This window comes from Acinetobacter sp. TUM15064, from assembly GCF_008980265.1.
In the GTDB taxonomy this organism is placed as follows: Bacteria; Pseudomonadota; Gammaproteobacteria; order Pseudomonadales; family Moraxellaceae; genus Acinetobacter.
On sequence record NZ_BKFU01000072.1, the window covers coordinates 1 to 16290 of the forward strand.

The following is a 16290-nucleotide window of genomic DNA, read 5'->3' on the forward strand; positions in this document are numbered from 1 at the left end:
AAATAATCGAAAAATCACTTTTTAAGAATATCTAAATAATAGTTATTATTTTTTATAAGTATATGTTTTATTTTAAAAAAATATAATTTTCTTGATGGAAAACTGGATTGATTTTTATATCAAAAAGGTCCGTTTGGAGAGTGTTTGAAAAACATTCAGCCAAAGTCCGCCGATAAAAATGAAAAAGCATAAAAAAACCCGCGATGCTTGTGCATCACGGGCAGTGGTAGCTGTGTTAGATAGAATGTTTTAGTCTTCGAATGAACTTTCGAGCTCTTCAAGTTCCATCATCAGCTCTAGCATTTGTTCTTCAGCTTCACTGACTTGGTTTTTCAGTTCGGTTTGCTCATTCATCAATTTCATGAGTTCATCTTTGCGTGCAGCGTCATATAGGCCAGCATCACCAAGTAAACTTTCGATTTCGACTAAACGTGGCTGGTGCTTTGCTAGCAGGCTTTCACATTTTTCGATATTTTTACGAATCGGGCGCGTTTGTTCACGGCGCTGTGCAGCCAATTTACGCTGCGCTTCTTTATCCACTTTGGAAATGAGCGTTTTTTGCTCACTGACTTTAGACACCACAGGTGCTATTTGTCCACCTTGTTTAATCATCTCTAGACGCGCTTGGCGTAACCAGTTGGCATAATCGTGTAGATCGCCTTCAAATTCGGTGGATTTTCCAGCGTGGACTAAAATGAGGTCATCGCACACACTGGCAATCAGTTGGCGTTCGTGTGAAACCAAGACCACTGCACCTTCATAGTCTTGTAAAGCCATGGTCAGGGCATGGCGCATATCTAAGTCTAAATGGTTGGTCGGTTCGTCTAGAATCAAGACATTGGGACGTAACCACACGATTAAAGCCAATGCCAAACGCGCACGTTCACCGCCTGAGAAGCTCTCGCAAGGGGTATCCATGCGTTCGCCACTAAAGCCGAAACTGCCTAAAAAGGCACGTAAGGTCGCTTCACTGATTTTTTTATCCGCAATTCGTGCCAATTGCAGCATTGGGCTGGCCGATTCATCCAGTGAATCCATTTGATGCTGTGCAAAATAGCCAATATTCAGCAGTTCGGAAGCTTTGCGTTGTCCTGCGAGTAAAGGTAAATCACCAACCAAGGATTTGATTAAGGTTGATTTACCTGCACCATTCATCCCCAATAAGCCAATCCGGCTCGTCGGGGTGATTTGTAGGTTGATATTGGTGGCAATCAGTTTGTCGCCATAACCAATATCAACCTGCTCTAAAGTCAGCAGTGGTGAACTCATTTTGGTGGGTTCACGGAAGCTAAAGGTAAACGGGGTATCGACATGCGCAGGGGCAAGTAACTGCATCCGTTCCAGTTGTTTAATTCGGCTTTGTGCCTGACGCGCTTTAGTGGCTTGGGCTTTAAAACGATCAATATATTTTTGAATATGTGCCCGTGTTTCGAGCTGCTTTTCATAGGCTTGTTGTTGTTGTGCCAAACGTTCTGCACGAGTGGTTTCAAAGGTAGAATAGTTACCGCTATAGAGGGTGAGTTCTTGATTTTCGATATGCAAAATACGGTTAGTAATGGCATCTAAGAAATCGCGGTCATGTGAAATTAAAATCAAGGTACCTGTATAGGCATTTAACCAATCTTCTAACCATAAAATAGCATCGAGATCTAAGTGGTTGGTCGGTTCATCCAGTAATAATAAATCCGAACGGCTCATCAGAGTACGTGCTAAGTTTAAACGCATCCGCCATCCACCAGAGAAACTCGAAACCAAAAGTTGGTTTTGATGTTCCATAAAACCCAGACCCGCCATAAGCTGAGCGGCTTTAGCGGGTGCAGAATAACCGTTAATTTCGTCGAATCGGCCATGTAAATCAGCCAGTTCAGTGTCAGTTAACTGTTCAGGATGGTTGAGCTGTTGTTGAATGTTCCAATATTCTTCATCACCAGTCAGGACGAAATCAATCGCAGCCATATCTAAGGCTTTTACTTCCTGCGCCATGTGCGCCACTGTCCATACAGCAGGACGGCTCAGGGTACCATCATCAGGACCGATCGAGCCTAAGAGTGCAGCAAACAGGGTTGATTTTCCAGCACCATTGACACCGGTGAGACCAACTTTCCAACCCGGATGGATTTGCATGGAGGCTTTTTGAAATAACACTCGTCCACCACGGCGCAATGAAACTTGATCAAGCTGAATCATGGAACTATCAAATATCAGAAAAAGGTGCGCCTATTCTAATGGATGCGTCAGCAAAAGACTAAACATTCAAAATTTATCTGAACTGAAATCTTGAATAGTTACTTTTAAGGGGAGGATGAAACCCTTTGACCTTTGGTCGGAAAGCTAAAAGTTGACCTTTTTTGACCTATATTGAGAAATAGCACACAGATATATTTCCCCAGTAAAACAAAAAACATGAAGGGATAATAATGAAAAGAAAAGGAATTTTTATTTTATCGACACTCGCACTGTGCGCTTTCTCCAGTATGGTGCAGGCGAAGCAACAAGTCTGTGTCTTTGACTTACTGGGTAAAGCAGGTGAATCTTATAAATTCTTAGAAGAATGGGCTTTGGTCAGTAAAAAATGGGGCGCACAGGTACAGTTGATTTCGTTTCAGGACGAAGACTTGGCCGATAAGGCCTTTCAAAATGATAAATGCGATGCGGTGTATATGACCTCGATGCGCGCGCGCACCTATAACAAGTTCGCCGGTTCGATTGATGCCTTAGGCGGAGTGCCGAGCAATAAAATTGCACAAAAGGCCGTGGAATATGTACTCGATCCTAGAAATACCAAACGCATGACCACCACATTACAAGGGGAAAACTATGAAGTGGCAGGCATTGGCTTAATTGGTTCAGCTTATATTTTTGTCAAAGACCGAAGTTTGAACACTATTGAGAAAGCGCAAGGTAAAAAATTTGCCATCCTGCATTATGACCGTGCACAACGGGTGATGGTAGAGCGGGTAGGCGCTGTTCCTGTGATGTCGGATATCTCCAACTTTATAAAAAAGTTTAATACAGGTGAAGTGGATGTGGTTGCTGCACCTGCTTATGCGTATAAACCCTTAGAAATTGAAAAAGGTCTAGGCTCTAAAGGGGCTATGCTTAACTTTCCCGTGGTCAATGTCACTGCAGATTTAATTGTCAGACCCGAGCGTTTTCCTGCCCAATTTGGCGCGCAATCGCGACAATGGTTTTTACAAAAAATCCCGCAATCCTTTGCCATGGTGCAGCGACTAGAAGCGGCCATTCCAAGCAAAATCAAAATGCAACTGAGTAAAGAAGATAAAGAAAAATATCAGCGTATGCTACGCGAAGGGCGCATTGATTTAACCAAACAAGGAGTCTATGACCCAGGCATGATGCGCGTGCTGAAAAAAGCCCGTTGTACGGTTGAACGCACGAACTTTGAATGTTCATTGGGTGGTGAATAAGGCGAAAAGCTGTATTTCTTTGTAATATTAAGCATTATTCATGTAAAGCGGATGATACAGGTTTTTTATTTTAAAATTATGAATTTAAAGTAGTTTATAAATCATCCGAAAATAAGAGATTGAGAAAAGCAAAAAAATTTGCCCAATTGACAGTGATTTTTGAGTAAATGCTCTATTTTTTTAATTTTAACTTGCTTAATATTTTGCATGTGTATGGACACCTGTCAAACAACAAAATGAACAAGGACATAAGAATGAAAAAACTAACCCTCGCACTCGCTGCTTTTTCTGCTTTGGGTGTGGCGTCGACGGCACAAGCGGCTAAAGTGGACATCTGTGTATTTGACTTGCTTGGCAAATCAGGTGAGTCCTATCAAATGGCGCAAGAATGGGCTTTGGCGGCAAAAGGCTGGGGAGCTGAAATTAATTTAATCCCTCGCCAAGATGAAGCCGTTGCCGATAACGACTTTAAAGCAGGCAAGTGTGATGGCGTGTTTATGACCGCTATGCGTGCGCGCCAGTACAATAAATTTGTCGGTTCTATTGATGCATTGGGCGGAGCGCCAAGCAATGCCATTGCACAACGCGCGATTACTTTTGCATTGGATCAACGTAATGCGGCAAAAATGGTGACCAATCTTGGAGGTAAAAAATACGAAGTGGCTGGGATTGCACCTTTAGGTTCGGCTTTTATTTTTGTACGCGATAAAAGCATTAATTCCATTGAAAAAGCGGCGGGCAAAAAGTTTGCGGTTTTGGGCTATGACGATGCGCAAAAAATCATGGTACAACGCGTCGGTGCGCAAGCGGTGATTTCTGATGTGTCTAACTTTGTGGCGAAGTTTAATAATGGTCAAGTCGATATGGTCGGCGCACCTGCTTATGCTTATAAACCCCTAGAAATTTATAAAGGTTTAGGCACAAATGGCGCCATGTTTAACTTCCCTGTACTACAAGTGACCGCTGATTTTGTGATTCGCCCAGATCAATTTCCTGCAGGCTTTGGACAAAAATCGCGAGATTGGTTTGTGAAAAACCTACCGAAAAGCATCGCGATGATAGGCCGTTTAGAAGCAGGCATTCCTGCAAAATACAAAATGAATCTCAGCGCAGAAGACAAAACCAAATATCAAAAAATGTTGCGTGATGGCCGGATGGATATGACCAAACGAGGCATTTATGACCCAGCGATGATGTCGGTGTTGAAAAAAGCTCGTTGCTCGGTGGATAAAGCCAACTTTGAATGCTCACTGGGCGGTGAATAATTTTCTGAATGTATTCCAAGAAAGCTCAGTTTAAATTGAGCTTTCTTTTTTGTTTTTAATCGACTGATTTAAATGGTTTTGATGCCGCTAATTTGTATAGCGCGTAGGAAATGAGTAGTTATGAACCGAGTGAAGTTTCATTCGGGGCATCAAAAAATAACAAAGAGCACAAGTGAGTGACTCATCACAATAAACAACAATAAGTCTAAAGGAAGATGTATGAAACAGTGGATGAAAAGCCTCAGTGTTGGGACATTAGTCGTTTCTGCAACAGCGATGGCACAGGCCAAACAAGTGGTTTGTGTCTTCGATTTGGTTGGCAAAAATGGTGATGTCTATAGCTTGATGAAAGATTATCAGTTGGCGGCTAAAAACTGGGGGGCGGATATTGAACTGCGTGTAGGCCAAAACGAAGCTGTGATTGCTGAGGATTTCAAAGCAGGAAAATGTGATGCGATTAGTGTCACAGGTATGCGTGGGCGTCAATTTAATGCGTTTACAGGTTCACTCGACGCGATTGGCGCGATTCCCGATCTCAATTTAGCAGTAAAAGTCATGCAAGGCTTAGCCAGCCCAGCTTTTGCTAAATATATGGTGAATGGTAAGTACGAGGTCGCAGGTGTGATCCCCGTTGGAGACGCTTTTTTATTGGTGAATGACCGTAGCATCAATACCGTAGCGAAAGCCGCAGGCAAGAAAATTGCCGTTTTAGACTATGATCAAGCACAAAAAGTCATGGTTCAACAAATTGGTGCACAAGCTGTCAGTGCTGATGTCACTAACTTTGGCGCAAAGTTTAATAATGGTCAGGTTGATATTATTGGTGCACCCGCTGCCGTTTTTAAGCCCTTAGAGTTACATAAAGGTTTAGGAACGAAAGGCGCCATTGTGAATTATCCGATTTTACAGGTCACTGGGAATATCATTATTCGCCCGGATAAATTCCCTGCAGGTTATGGACAAAAATCACGGGAATGGGTCAAAGGACAGTTACCGCGTGCATTTGGTATTTTGGGTAAAATGAAAGCCGAAATCCCACAAAAATATTGGATGCAGGTGCCTGCAGCCGATCAACCTGGCTATCAAAAGATGATGCGTGAAGCACGGATTGATCTCACCAACCGCGGTATTTACGATAAGCGAATGATGAAACTGTTATGGCAATTCCGTTGTAAGCAAGCAGCGAAAAACTTTGAATGTGGCTTACAAGATGAGAATTACAAACAATCTTGATAAAATTAGTCTGATTTGACTTTAAATATTCAAATAGGGACCATATATTGAGTATGCTATACTCGAAATATGGTCTTTTTGATTTGAAAGACAGCTGAACCGAACTGAGGAATTTAAGATGAATGCCCAAGCACTTGAACTAAGCGACAATGCCGCAAATAAAGTACGTCAATTACGTGACAGTGAAGGGAATCAAGATTTAATGCTCCGTGTATATGTTACGGGCGGTGGTTGTTCAGGTTTTTCTTATGGTTTTAACTTTGCTGAAAACCAAAATGAAGACGACGCAGAATTTATCAATGGTGATGTGAAAATGTTGGTTGACTCATTGAGTTATCAATATTTGGTCGGTTCAGTGGTGGATTATATTGAAGGTTTGGAAGGTTCACGTTTCGTCGTGCAAAACCCAAATGCAACAACGACCTGTGGTTGTGGTTCATCGTTCTCGATCTAAACCTGACCGGATTAAAAAAGCCCTCATCATGATGAGGGCTTTTTTATGTGCAATCATTCGCTTTCAATCGAGTTTAATTGCATCGAGTAAGTCAAAAATAATCGTGGTGACATCTTGGCTTAAGTCTCGGTTATTAAAAACTTCATAGGCAGTAATCGTGACATCGGTGTCACTCGGTAACAGTTTCTGTTCTTCTTCAATCAAATCATTGATCGGCAAAAGCGTCTGTTTCACTTCCAGATGTAAAATATCCTTAAACTCTAAATTCTCATCTTCAAGTTCTAACAGTTGCTCGTTGAAATAGGGCAATAGAATAGAATGGAGATAAGGTTGAATCTCAACAATATCAAAGATTTCGATATCACGAGTTTCTTCAATCGTACTGATGTGGTCATTTACTTCGATTAAGATATGGTAGTAACTCACATTCGTCTCCAAAGCTTCTAGTGGATATTCAATTATTTACAATAACACGAACCCGAGTCAAGATGTGCTGTGATTGTATTTCATACTCCCATTAAAACTAGGGATTTTTAGTAAACCACCGCTTCAACGGGCATTAAACAACGCAATATCGGCACTTTGTAAACGAAAATGCTGCATATCTTGTTCTTCTAACATGGGATACATCAGTGCCTTGGGGGCATTATGATGTTTCATGCCTAAGGCGTGACCAAATTCATGTGCCAAGGTCATGCGTAGGTCATCATCTGACTCGAACTCATAAATGTGAATTTCTCGCCCATTAAACAGACCTTTATCAAATGGCCGGGGTTGAAAACGCTGATTAAACTGATCAATCGCAAGATTAAGGCCTTGATCTAAGTGATTGAGTTCATTCACTCTTTGATTATATTCGTTAACACGCGTGTTAAAGCTTGCAATTTGTTGTTCTAAAAAGTTTTGCTGTTCACGAAGTCGCGCTAAACTTTGTTGTACCGCAGGCTGTTGTGCGACAGGCACGCCACCATATTGATTGTACTGGCGGATCATGGCGTTATAGTTTTGGTTGAGTTCTTGTAGACTGCGTTGTTGCATATTTAAAGCGATTTCGTGACGTGCGAGATTTTCTTGCATCGCTTTGAGTTCACTATTCTTTTGGCTGATACTGGCTTCATTTTGTGTGAGTTTAGACAGTTGATCGCGGCGTTGTAGTGATTCATCTTGTCTTTGATCATAAATGAGATGAATACTGAGTCGAGCATTAGGGTCATAAACAAAATAATCTTTTCCGAGACCTTGTTTCCAAATATCAGTGGCTTGTTGGCTGATCTGTTTCAGTTCTACTTCACTTAGGTTAAAACGAGGGTCAACTTCTGCAATCCGATAGCGAATACGTTGATCGAAAGGGTGGGTGATGCGATCTAACAATGGATTGAGCCGAAGTTGAGGATGTTGCAGATTTTGATAAAAAATCATCCCTAAAAAGCCAAGTAGAGCAAACAATACAATGAGACGCATATTTTATTCATAGATCGTTGTTTTTAACTACTTTAGCTTAAAAAGGATGATTGCTAAATAAAAATGCGTCAGATTAAGGGCTTTAAATTAGACCCAATGTAGTCAAGCTTTGTTTAACCAGTTGCTCACGTACGCTGGCTGGAATTCCCGTTTTCATGTGCATATTTAAAGAGAAATAGACCTTTTCACAATCGGGATATTCTACCCAGCCTGTCCACCAACCAACTTGCGGTTCTATGTCCATGCCCCAACCTGATTTTGCATAGAGTTTATAATTCGGTTTCTGTTCAATCAGTAGCATGTCTTGTACCGCTTGTTGCACTTCTGGTTTAAATGCAAGCTTTTTATTTGCCAGCTTTTCGACAAAAAGGACTTCTTGGACAGGCGTAATTTGCAGTGGGCCGACTAACCAAAAATTATCGACAACGGTGCCAATCTGTTGATTGCCATATTCAATGCGTTGCACTTCTTTTTGCATCAGGTCTAGACCAATGCGCCGTGCTAGCTCCTGATAAACGGGAACGGCAGATGCCTGCATGGCTTGCCCTAAAGTCATGTCTTTTTCCCATGCAGGAAAGCTACGCTTTTGACCATCCCATTTAAATACTTCGTTAATGGTTGCCTTGTCATGCTCTAGTCCGATTAAGGCATTCAGCATTTTAAAGGTAGAAGCGGGCACATACGGTGTCTGAGCGCGGCTTAGGTCATTGCCGTAGCTGTGTAAGCCATGCTGATCCTTAATGACAATCACTCCCGTGGTTTGGAGTTGATCGAAGGCTTGTTGGATCTGCCGTTGCGCATCTTGCTGCTGCTGGTTTTTAGCTGTTTCTACGGAGGGGTTTATTGTGGTACAAGCAGAACCGAAGGTTGTAATGAGGACGATGAGTCCCAACTGTAAAGTTTTCATTGGTGGTTAAGTTCTAAATTTTTTATCAGGCTAATGTAAAAGTGGAATACGACACAACGTGATTTAGGTAATAAAAAACCGCGCTTTCGCGCGGTTTTTTATTAAAGAGACAAATTATTTTTTGTCATCTTTCACTTCAGTGAACTCAGCATCTACAACGCCATCGTCCGCTTTTTGTTGTTGACCAGCGTCACCGCCGAATGCATTTGGGTCGAAACCTTCAGCACCGCCTTGACCTTGCGCCGCTTCATAAGCACGTTGTGTGATCGGCATAATGATGTTTTGTAAAGCTTCAGTTTTCGCTTTAATGTCTTCTACATCATTTTCTTTCGTCGAAGTTTCAAGCTCAGCGACTGCAGTTTCAACAGCAGTTTTTTCATCGCTTGTTACTTGCTCGCCTAGGTCTTTCACTGCTTTTTGAGCAGAAGATACCAATGCATCCGCTTCGTTACGTGCTTTCGCAAGTTCTTCGAACTTACGATCTTCTTCAGCATTTGCTTCAGCGTCTTTGATCATTGCTTCGATTTCAGCATCAGACAAACCTGAGTTTGCTTTAATCTGGATAGATTGCTCTTTACCAGTGCTCTTATCTTTAGCCGATACTTTTAAGATACCGTCAGCATTGATGTCGAACGATACTTCAATTTGTGGCACACCACGTGGAGCAGGTGGAATGTCGCCCAATTGGAAGTTACCCAACAATTTGTTTTGCTGTGCCATTTTACGTTCACCTTGGAACACAGAAATGTCTACAGCAGGTTGGTTGTCCGCAGCAGTTGAGAACACTTGAGATTTCTTCGCAGGAATCGTGGTGTTTTTCTCAATAATTGCTGTTAACACGCCACCCATGGTTTCGATACCAAGGGTCAACGGCGTCACGTCAAGAAGAAGTACGTCAGTTTTGTCACCAGACAATACCGCACCTTGAATCGCAGCACCCATTGCTACCGCTTCGTCAGGGTTTACGTCTTTACGTGGCTCACGACCGAAGAACTCTTGTACTTTTTGTTGTACAAGTGGCATACGAGACTGACCACCCACCAAGATCACATCAGAAATCTCAGAAGTTGAAAGACCTGCATCTTTAAGTGCAATACGGCAAGGTTCGATGGTACGTTCAACCAAATCAGCCACTAAACCTTCAAGTTTTGCACGCGTTACATTGATCACTAAGTGTTTAGGACCAGTTGCGTCCGCCGTGATGTACGGCAAGTTAATTTCAGTTGCATTTGATGAAGAAAGCTCGATTTTTGCTTTCTCAGCAGCTTCTTTCAAACGTTGTAACGCAAGTGGATCATTTTTCAAGTTCACACTTTGTTCTTTCTTGAATTCTTCAACCAAGAATTCAATTAACGCGTTATCAAAGTCTTCACCACCAAGGAAAGTATCACCATTGGTTGATAACACTTCGATTTGTTGGTCGCCATCAAGGTCTGCAATTTCAATGATTGATACGTCAAAAGTACCACCACCTAAGTCGTAAACTGCAATTTTACGGTCGCCTTCTTTTTTGTCCATACCGAACGCAAGTGCAGCAGCCGTTGGTTCGTTAATGATACGTTTAACATCAAGACCTGCAATTTTACCTGCATCTTTGGTTGCTTGACGCTGTGCATCGTTAAAGTAAGCAGGAACGGTAATTACCGCTTCAGTCACTGTTTCACCTAAGTAGTCTTCGGCTGTTTTCTTCATCTTTTTCAAGATTTCAGCAGAGATTTGTTGAGGTGCTAGTTTCTTATCGTTTACATCAACCCAAGCATCGCCATTGTCTGCTTTGATGATTTTGTAAGGCACAAGACCGATGTCCTTTTGAACCGCTTGGTCTTGGTACTTACGACCGATCAAACGTTTGATCGCGAATAATGTGTTTTTCGGATTAGTCACTGCCTGACGTTTTGCAGACTGACCCACCAAGATTTCGCCATCTTTATACGCAATAATAGATGGTGTTGTACGTGCGCCTTCAGCGTTGTCGATAACTTTAACTTTGTCACCTTCAAGTACAGCGACGCAAGAGTTTGTTGTACCTAAGTCAATACCAATGATTTTAGCCATTTGGATGATTCCTCAAAAATTTTTGCAATGTTTTTGCTTGTTATTCGATATGAGAGCCGTTCAATTTTTTTCAAGTGATAATGACGAAAAAATTTCACAAACTCTCGAATTTATAAGGCTTATGCGCCAACCATGACCATTGCTGGACGGAGCAAACGACCATTTAAGGTATAACCTTTTTGCAATACCGTTCCGATCTCGTTGGCTTTCGCATTTGGATCAATCCCGACTGCTTGATGCAAATCCGCATTGAAACCATTTGCTGTATCAACTGCGACCACACCAAATTTTTCCAGTGCAGTGAGTAACGATTTCAACGTCAGTTCCACACCTTCAAACATTGGTGTTTTCTCTTCACCCGATGCGCTAATGGCACGTTCTAAATTATCCACTGAGTCAAGTAACTCTTTTGCGAATTTTTCTAGCACGGTGTCTTTATGCTTATCAGATTCACGTTGAATACGCTCTACACTTTTTTGTGCTTCGTATACAGCGTTTGCAGTACGTGCTTTTTCAAGCTTTAAGCTTTCTTCAAGATTGGTAATTTGAGCTTGTAAATCCTCAACTGAAACTTCAGCTTGCTCCGTTTCAGCTTGAGTTTGCGCTGTTTGTGAATCCGCTTGCTCTTGCCCTAGATCTTGAGCGTCTTGATTGTGCTCAGTTGCCATTGATTTACTCCGTTTAAATGGGTTCTTAAACATGTACAGTCCTTCAGGCATCAGTGTTAACTGGGTTAATCTGAACTGCCATGCGTTATTGAATTCAGGATTACTACAAAAGGTCGGGGCAACAGCCAAAAATTCAAGCGGATTGAGCGATTAATTCATTCATTTTGGGCAAAAATTGATTTAATGTTGTGCTGTAGTTCTCAGTTTTAAATAAATGATGCATTAAACGCGATATTGAGAGGGGGGGGGCTAGCTCTTTTGATCGTTAAATTAAATAATTTTTATAAAATTTATCTGTTTTACTTGCTTTTAGTGTAGCCGCATGATGTCTTAGTTCGCAGTGATCATGTTCTGTGGAGAGAGTAGAGCATGGTGGCTGCATCTAAATTTGTAACACTTTTGCCAAGTGCCACAAGCCTTGGCTTTTTTATATTGAACATTTCAAATCCGCTTTTTTCACACTCAAAACGCTGAATCTGTATATGTAAATCCTTGCTTGATTTTAGTCCTGAAGATTACTTCGATTAAACTTTTGGGTTTGAAATGGGCTAAATACATTATTTAATCGTGTATCAACATAAGATAGTTCTGCAATTAAGGGGAATACTTGCAGTGATGTCTTGCTGCTCCGAAATATGAAATACAAGCGATATAATGAATGCAGAATCAGAAAGTTAAACGAATCTTTTTGATCTAGACTTGAGTTGTTTTCAATTTTTATAGGTTAATAAAAAATTGCACAAGTTGTACTGGGAGTTGTAGAAACTACAACTCAAGATGTGTGTAAAAGTTTTTGGATTTAACAAAGATAGGCAGGGCAAAGTTTGGCTTTGCTATTTTGTATGACGTAAAAGGAAATCAAAAAATGTTAAAGAAGAAAACTGCATTATTGTCTCTAGCGCTTTTAGGTTCAGCATTTGCAATAGCTGGTTGTAGCTCAAATGAAACTACTACAGCGCCTGAGTCTGCTCAAGTGACCACTGCACCAGATGCAACAGCAACCGTTGAGGGAAGTACTGGAGTAGAGGTTCAAGCGGATCCTGCTGCTCAGGTTGAACCGATCCAATCTACACCTGCGATAACACAACAATAAAGCTTAAAAGAGAGCGTTCTCTTACATTCGCTTTGTTAAAGACCTTCACTGGATGCCGTGAAGGTCTTTTTTAGAGGGTAAATCACTCAAGCTGCTCCGCCGTGTTATTCATCAGTCTGAAGTGCGATGACGATTTTCTCGTTCTTGACGTGCGTTATCCCAACTTTTGTTTTGATCGCGGCGTTGATCATCGGTACGTTGCTTACGATCATTGTTGGATTGTTTACGTCGATCTTCAGTCCGTTGACGCTCTTGCTCACGACGTTGGCGTTCGGCATTTTGTCGTTGTTGACGTTCAACATCATAACGCTTACGTTCTTGATTTAATCGCTCTTGCTCACGCTTTTTCTGTTGCCAGTCTTGATGACGTTGATTGGCGATCTGTTTGCGCTCAGCTTCAATGCGTTGTCGTTCTTGTTCGCGGTTCTGGCGTTCCCATTCAGTATGTCTCTGGCGATTTCGATCTACCTCGCGACGTTCGCGTTCAATACGGTTTTGTCGTTGTTGATATTCCCAGCGTTGGTGATCACGTTCGTATCGGTCATCATGGCGATCATATCCTCGATCATCATAGTCATAGCGGTGACCGTAGCGTCCGTCATAATAGCCATCATCAGGAAACGCCACACAACCAACAAATAGGCTGCTGACGAGTGAGAGCAATATTATTTTTTTAGTCATGGTGAGTCTCCTTACAAAAGCGGAATAGCAAAACACTCCTAAATCGGCATAAAAATTGTCAATGACAAGCTCTTAAAAGAAGATTAGCGTATAGGGCATATTGCTATGTATCTTGATGTGAAGACTTATATAAGAGAATGGTCACATAATTACTGATCATGTAGAGAATATGAAGAACGAAAAAAAAGGATATGATTGACATGGTTGGATTGAATAAAACTTTACAAAAGTGGATGGAAAAAGGACAAGGTCATGTTGCGCGAGCAATTGATCATTTACCAAGTACGGCCCAAGAAGGACTAGTGAAAGCGCTAGGTTATCCTTATCCTTTTGAACAACTGGATCCATTCATAAAATGCCTGATGGCTGCACAATATAAACAAGGTAAATCAGGTTTTATTTTTGAGGACTTTCACCGTTCTCGTAAGCTCTTCGACCATCAAATTCAAATGTTGACCAGTAAGCCGACCACTGTCAAATTGGTAGAGGATTTACGCCTACCCCTGCAAAGTGGGACGGTTTTTGCTAGACACTACCATCCTGCACCCAATAAAAAGCTTCCCATGTTGGTATTTTATCATGGTGGTGGTTTTGTGGTGGGTAGCTTAGATACTCATGACGAGGTGTGCCGACTTTTGGCTGTCCATGGCAAAGTGCAAGTGTTAAGCATAGATTATCCTTTAGCTCCTGAAGCTAGTCCGCAGTTATTAATTCAATCTTGTGAAGACGCTTTAGCTTGGGTGTATCAAAACCGTCGTCAGTTCAAAATTTTGAAAAATCGAATTGCGGTGGCTGGCGATAGTGCTGGTGGCAATATCAGTACAGTGGTGGCACAGCGAAGCGCGGCAAAAGCTTATGCACCAAGTGCGCAACTGTTAATTTACCCTGTGGTTGATTTCAAAAGTCGCCATCCTTCATTCTTTGCATATAAAGACGGACTCACCTTAACTGGGCAAGATGTCGATATGGTTACCGCTTTTTATGCTGACCAGCATCAAGTGGCTTTAGATGATCCTATTGTTTCGCCGACTTATGGCATATTAAAAAATGTCGCACCCGCTTTTGTCATCACCGCAGGTCATGATTTATTACATGATGAAGGTGAGATTTATGCCATCAAACTAAAACAGCAGGGCAATAAGGTGCATTATCAAAATTATCTCGATCAACCCCATGGGTTTGTGAACTTCACCATCATTTCTCGTCGGGCAAAAAAAATCACTATAGAAATGGCAAAGAACTTTAGAAAATTCTGGGATAAGAATGCTAAATAAAAAAGCATGAATGTTAAAAAAATAATGTTTCACGTGGAACAAATTTTTTTATTTAACGCGGACTTTGGCTTCTGGAAAAACAAGTTGAAAGCTCGGGACATAAAAACTTTGTAGTGCCTTGGCTTGACCAAAGTCTGGAAAGAGGGTGGTATGGTTTTCCCACTCAAATTTTTTCAGTTTCATTAGCTTTGCGCGAAACTGTGGAGAAAACTCATAACGTTGACCTTGCCATGCTTGCTGTATTTTGAGCATGGAACGTGGAATGTGATGACTATTGATATAAAACGGACGTGCCTTTTTACATTGAGTTAAGGTTAAACGTAGCGTTTGGTTTTGAGTGCTGAGTTGGCATTGTGTTGTTTCATGTTGCGTATGCCAATCAAACTGAGCGAACTCTTTCGGAATTCCCCAAAGGTGTTGACCATGTTCAACCGAAATCTGTGTCGATACATAAATTTTAGGAATTGAACTTAAACGTCGTTTACTCAGTAAGGGATGATCAAGTAAAAGCAGTTCATCATAAGGACCAACAGGGGATTGATGATAACGAACCAGCATGACTTGAACCACACGGCCAATAGGTGAAGGGGCGATACGAAACGCTTTATATTGTCGAATAAATTGCGGACTGATCCAATAATTCAAAATAAAAGCTTCACCTTGTAAATGCCAAGGTGGAAATTGACTCAATTGAGAAAGGATTAGAGCTTCATTCATCGTTATTCTCGTTTTCTTAGAAGAAGTAGTGTTTTATTTATACTGAACGATTAATATACCGAAATCTAATAACATCTGAATGCTGTGAGTAACGAAATGTTAAAGAAGAGTTTAGTTGCAGTGGCAGCTATCTGTATGAGTATGGTGGTCATGGCAAATAACACGATTGTTGAAATGAAAACATCAATGGGCAACATCGAGATTGAACTGTTTAACGATAAAGCGCCAATCTCAGCAAAAAACTTTGAAGACTATACGAAAGCTAAGTTTTATAACGGCACGATTTTTCATCGCGTCATTCCGGGGTTCATGGTGCAAGGTGGCGGCATGACTGCTGACCTTGTAGAAAAATCAACACGACCAGCCATTCAAAATGAATCAAGTAATGGTCTATCTAATAAACGTGGCACTTTGGCGATGGCACGAACCAACCTACCGCATTCTGCAACCAGTCAGTTCTTTATTAATGTAGTGGATAATAACTTTTTAGATAAAAGTACCAATAACGCAGGTTATGCGGTATTTGGTCAGGTCACTAAAGGTATGGATGTGGTGGATAAGATCACTAAAGTACCGACAGGACGTACAGGACCGTACCAAGATGTACCGAAACAACCTGTTCAAATTCTCAGTGTGAATATTAAAGCAGCAACAGTGCAAAAGTAATGAAAAAAGAACGTAGAAATATTAAATCTATATTTCTACTTTAAAATTATTAAGTTAGGTTGGTTGTTGTATATTTTTGAATCTTTTTAGTGCATAAAAATACAACACCCGATAAAACAACCAGTTAAAAGCACTTGCAAAGCTTTAGAAATCCTCTAGAATGCACCCCATACCGACGAGATAGACGGAAACGAATGAAGCACGAAGTGCTGAGTTGTTAAGTATATTGAGTCCAGCTTCTATCACTGACGAGGTGATAGAAAGATCATTAAGAGATTATGAAGAACAACTTGTGTGGATTTTTACTGATTGATCGATCGAAAATATTTCATTGATTGATGGTAGAAATTACTCGAAGTTTATTTGAGCGAATTTTTAGTCAGAAAAT

Annotated in this window: 15 protein-coding genes; 7 read left to right on the forward strand and 8 right to left on the reverse strand. The window is 41.2% G+C overall.

All coding sequences use genetic code 11. The features are described from left to right. Positions 1 to 249: 249 nt before the first annotated feature. Positions 250 to 2187, reverse strand: a complete 1938-nt coding sequence (locus GBI16_RS15705) for an ATP-binding cassette domain-containing protein (RefSeq protein WP_086210887.1) — start codon at positions 2185 to 2187, stop codon at positions 250 to 252. A gap of 230 nt (positions 2188 to 2417) precedes the next feature. Here GBI16_RS15705 and GBI16_RS15710 point away from each other — a divergent pair, with 230 nt between their 5' ends. The 4 genes from GBI16_RS15710 to erpA all read left to right on the forward strand — a co-directional run bounded on the left by GBI16_RS15710 (position 2418) and on the right by erpA (position 6380). After that, a complete protein-coding gene (locus GBI16_RS15710) occupies positions 2418 to 3428 on the forward strand; it encodes a putative solute-binding protein (protein ID WP_171264511.1) in 1011 nt (336 codons plus the stop codon). Positions 3429 to 3682: 254 nt separating this feature from the next. Then, the gene (locus GBI16_RS15715; protein WP_086210888.1) at positions 3683 to 4693 is read left to right on the forward strand and encodes a putative solute-binding protein; all 1011 of its coding nucleotides are present in this window, start codon (positions 3683 to 3685) and stop codon (positions 4691 to 4693) included. Positions 4694 to 4924: 231 nt separating this feature from the next. Next, positions 4925 to 5926, forward strand: coding sequence for a putative solute-binding protein (locus tag GBI16_RS15720; RefSeq protein ID WP_404814617.1), 1002 nt, complete (start codon positions 4925 to 4927; stop codon positions 5924 to 5926). 118 nt (positions 5927 to 6044) lie between these two features. Then, positions 6045 to 6380 carry an iron-sulfur cluster insertion protein ErpA gene (gene erpA, locus GBI16_RS15725; RefSeq protein ID WP_086210890.1) on the forward strand — a complete coding sequence of 112 codons (336 nt, stop codon included), beginning with the start codon at positions 6045 to 6047 and terminating at the stop codon, positions 6378 to 6380. A 63-nt stretch (positions 6381 to 6443) separates the two neighbouring features. On the opposite strand, the gene GBI16_RS15730 is transcribed toward erpA, so the two are convergent. The 5 genes from GBI16_RS15730 to grpE form a co-directional block, all read right to left on the reverse strand. After that, a complete protein-coding gene (locus tag GBI16_RS15730) occupies positions 6444 to 6818 on the reverse strand; it encodes a hypothetical protein (RefSeq protein ID WP_171264512.1) in 375 nt (124 codons plus the stop codon). A gap of 111 nt (positions 6819 to 6929) precedes the next feature. Further along, a complete protein-coding gene (locus GBI16_RS15735; protein ID WP_086210892.1) occupies positions 6930 to 7841 on the reverse strand; it encodes a matrixin family metalloprotease in 912 nt (303 codons plus the stop codon). Between the two features lie 82 nt (positions 7842 to 7923). Next, entirely contained in the window at positions 7924 to 8748 is an 825-nt protein-coding gene (blaOXA, locus tag GBI16_RS15740; RefSeq protein WP_086210893.1) for an OXA-211 family carbapenem-hydrolyzing class D beta-lactamase, read from the reverse strand. Positions 8749 to 8862: 114 nt separating this feature from the next. Beyond that, positions 8863 to 10803: a molecular chaperone DnaK gene (dnaK, locus tag GBI16_RS15745; RefSeq protein WP_086210894.1), complete on the reverse strand. Its 1941-nt coding sequence runs from the start codon at positions 10801 to 10803 to the stop codon at positions 8863 to 8865. A 119-nt stretch (positions 10804 to 10922) separates the two neighbouring features. Further along, positions 10923 to 11471, reverse strand: coding sequence for a nucleotide exchange factor GrpE (grpE, locus tag GBI16_RS15750; protein WP_086210895.1), 549 nt, complete (start codon positions 11469 to 11471; stop codon positions 10923 to 10925). Positions 11472 to 12336: 865 nt separating this feature from the next. Between grpE and GBI16_RS15755 the strand changes: the two genes are divergently transcribed. After that, on the forward strand, positions 12337 to 12564 hold the full coding sequence (locus tag GBI16_RS15755) for a hypothetical protein (protein ID WP_086210896.1): 228 nt from the start codon (positions 12337 to 12339) through the stop codon (positions 12562 to 12564). A 111-nt stretch (positions 12565 to 12675) separates the two neighbouring features. Here the strand turns inward: GBI16_RS15755 and GBI16_RS15760 are convergent, their stop codons facing one another. Beyond that, complete coding sequence (locus GBI16_RS15760; RefSeq protein ID WP_151707423.1) at positions 12676 to 13245, reverse strand: hypothetical protein; 570 nt, start codon at positions 13243 to 13245, stop codon at positions 12676 to 12678. A 200-nt stretch (positions 13246 to 13445) separates the two neighbouring features. Between GBI16_RS15760 and GBI16_RS15765 the strand changes: the two genes are divergently transcribed. Next, entirely contained in the window at positions 13446 to 14519 is a 1074-nt protein-coding gene (locus tag GBI16_RS15765; RefSeq protein ID WP_151707424.1) for an alpha/beta hydrolase, read from the forward strand. 48 nt (positions 14520 to 14567) lie between these two features. Here GBI16_RS15765 and GBI16_RS15770 read toward each other — a convergent pair whose 3' ends face one another. Continuing rightward, positions 14568 to 15236, reverse strand: a complete 669-nt coding sequence (locus tag GBI16_RS15770) for an acetoacetate decarboxylase family protein (RefSeq protein ID WP_151707425.1) — start codon at positions 15234 to 15236, stop codon at positions 14568 to 14570. 96 nt (positions 15237 to 15332) lie between these two features. Here GBI16_RS15770 and GBI16_RS15775 point away from each other — a divergent pair, with 96 nt between their 5' ends. Next, positions 15333 to 15902 (forward strand): peptidylprolyl isomerase, encoded by a 570-nt coding sequence (locus GBI16_RS15775; protein ID WP_151707426.1) that lies wholly within the window; start codon positions 15333 to 15335, stop codon positions 15900 to 15902. Positions 15903 to 16290 lie beyond the last annotated feature (388 nt).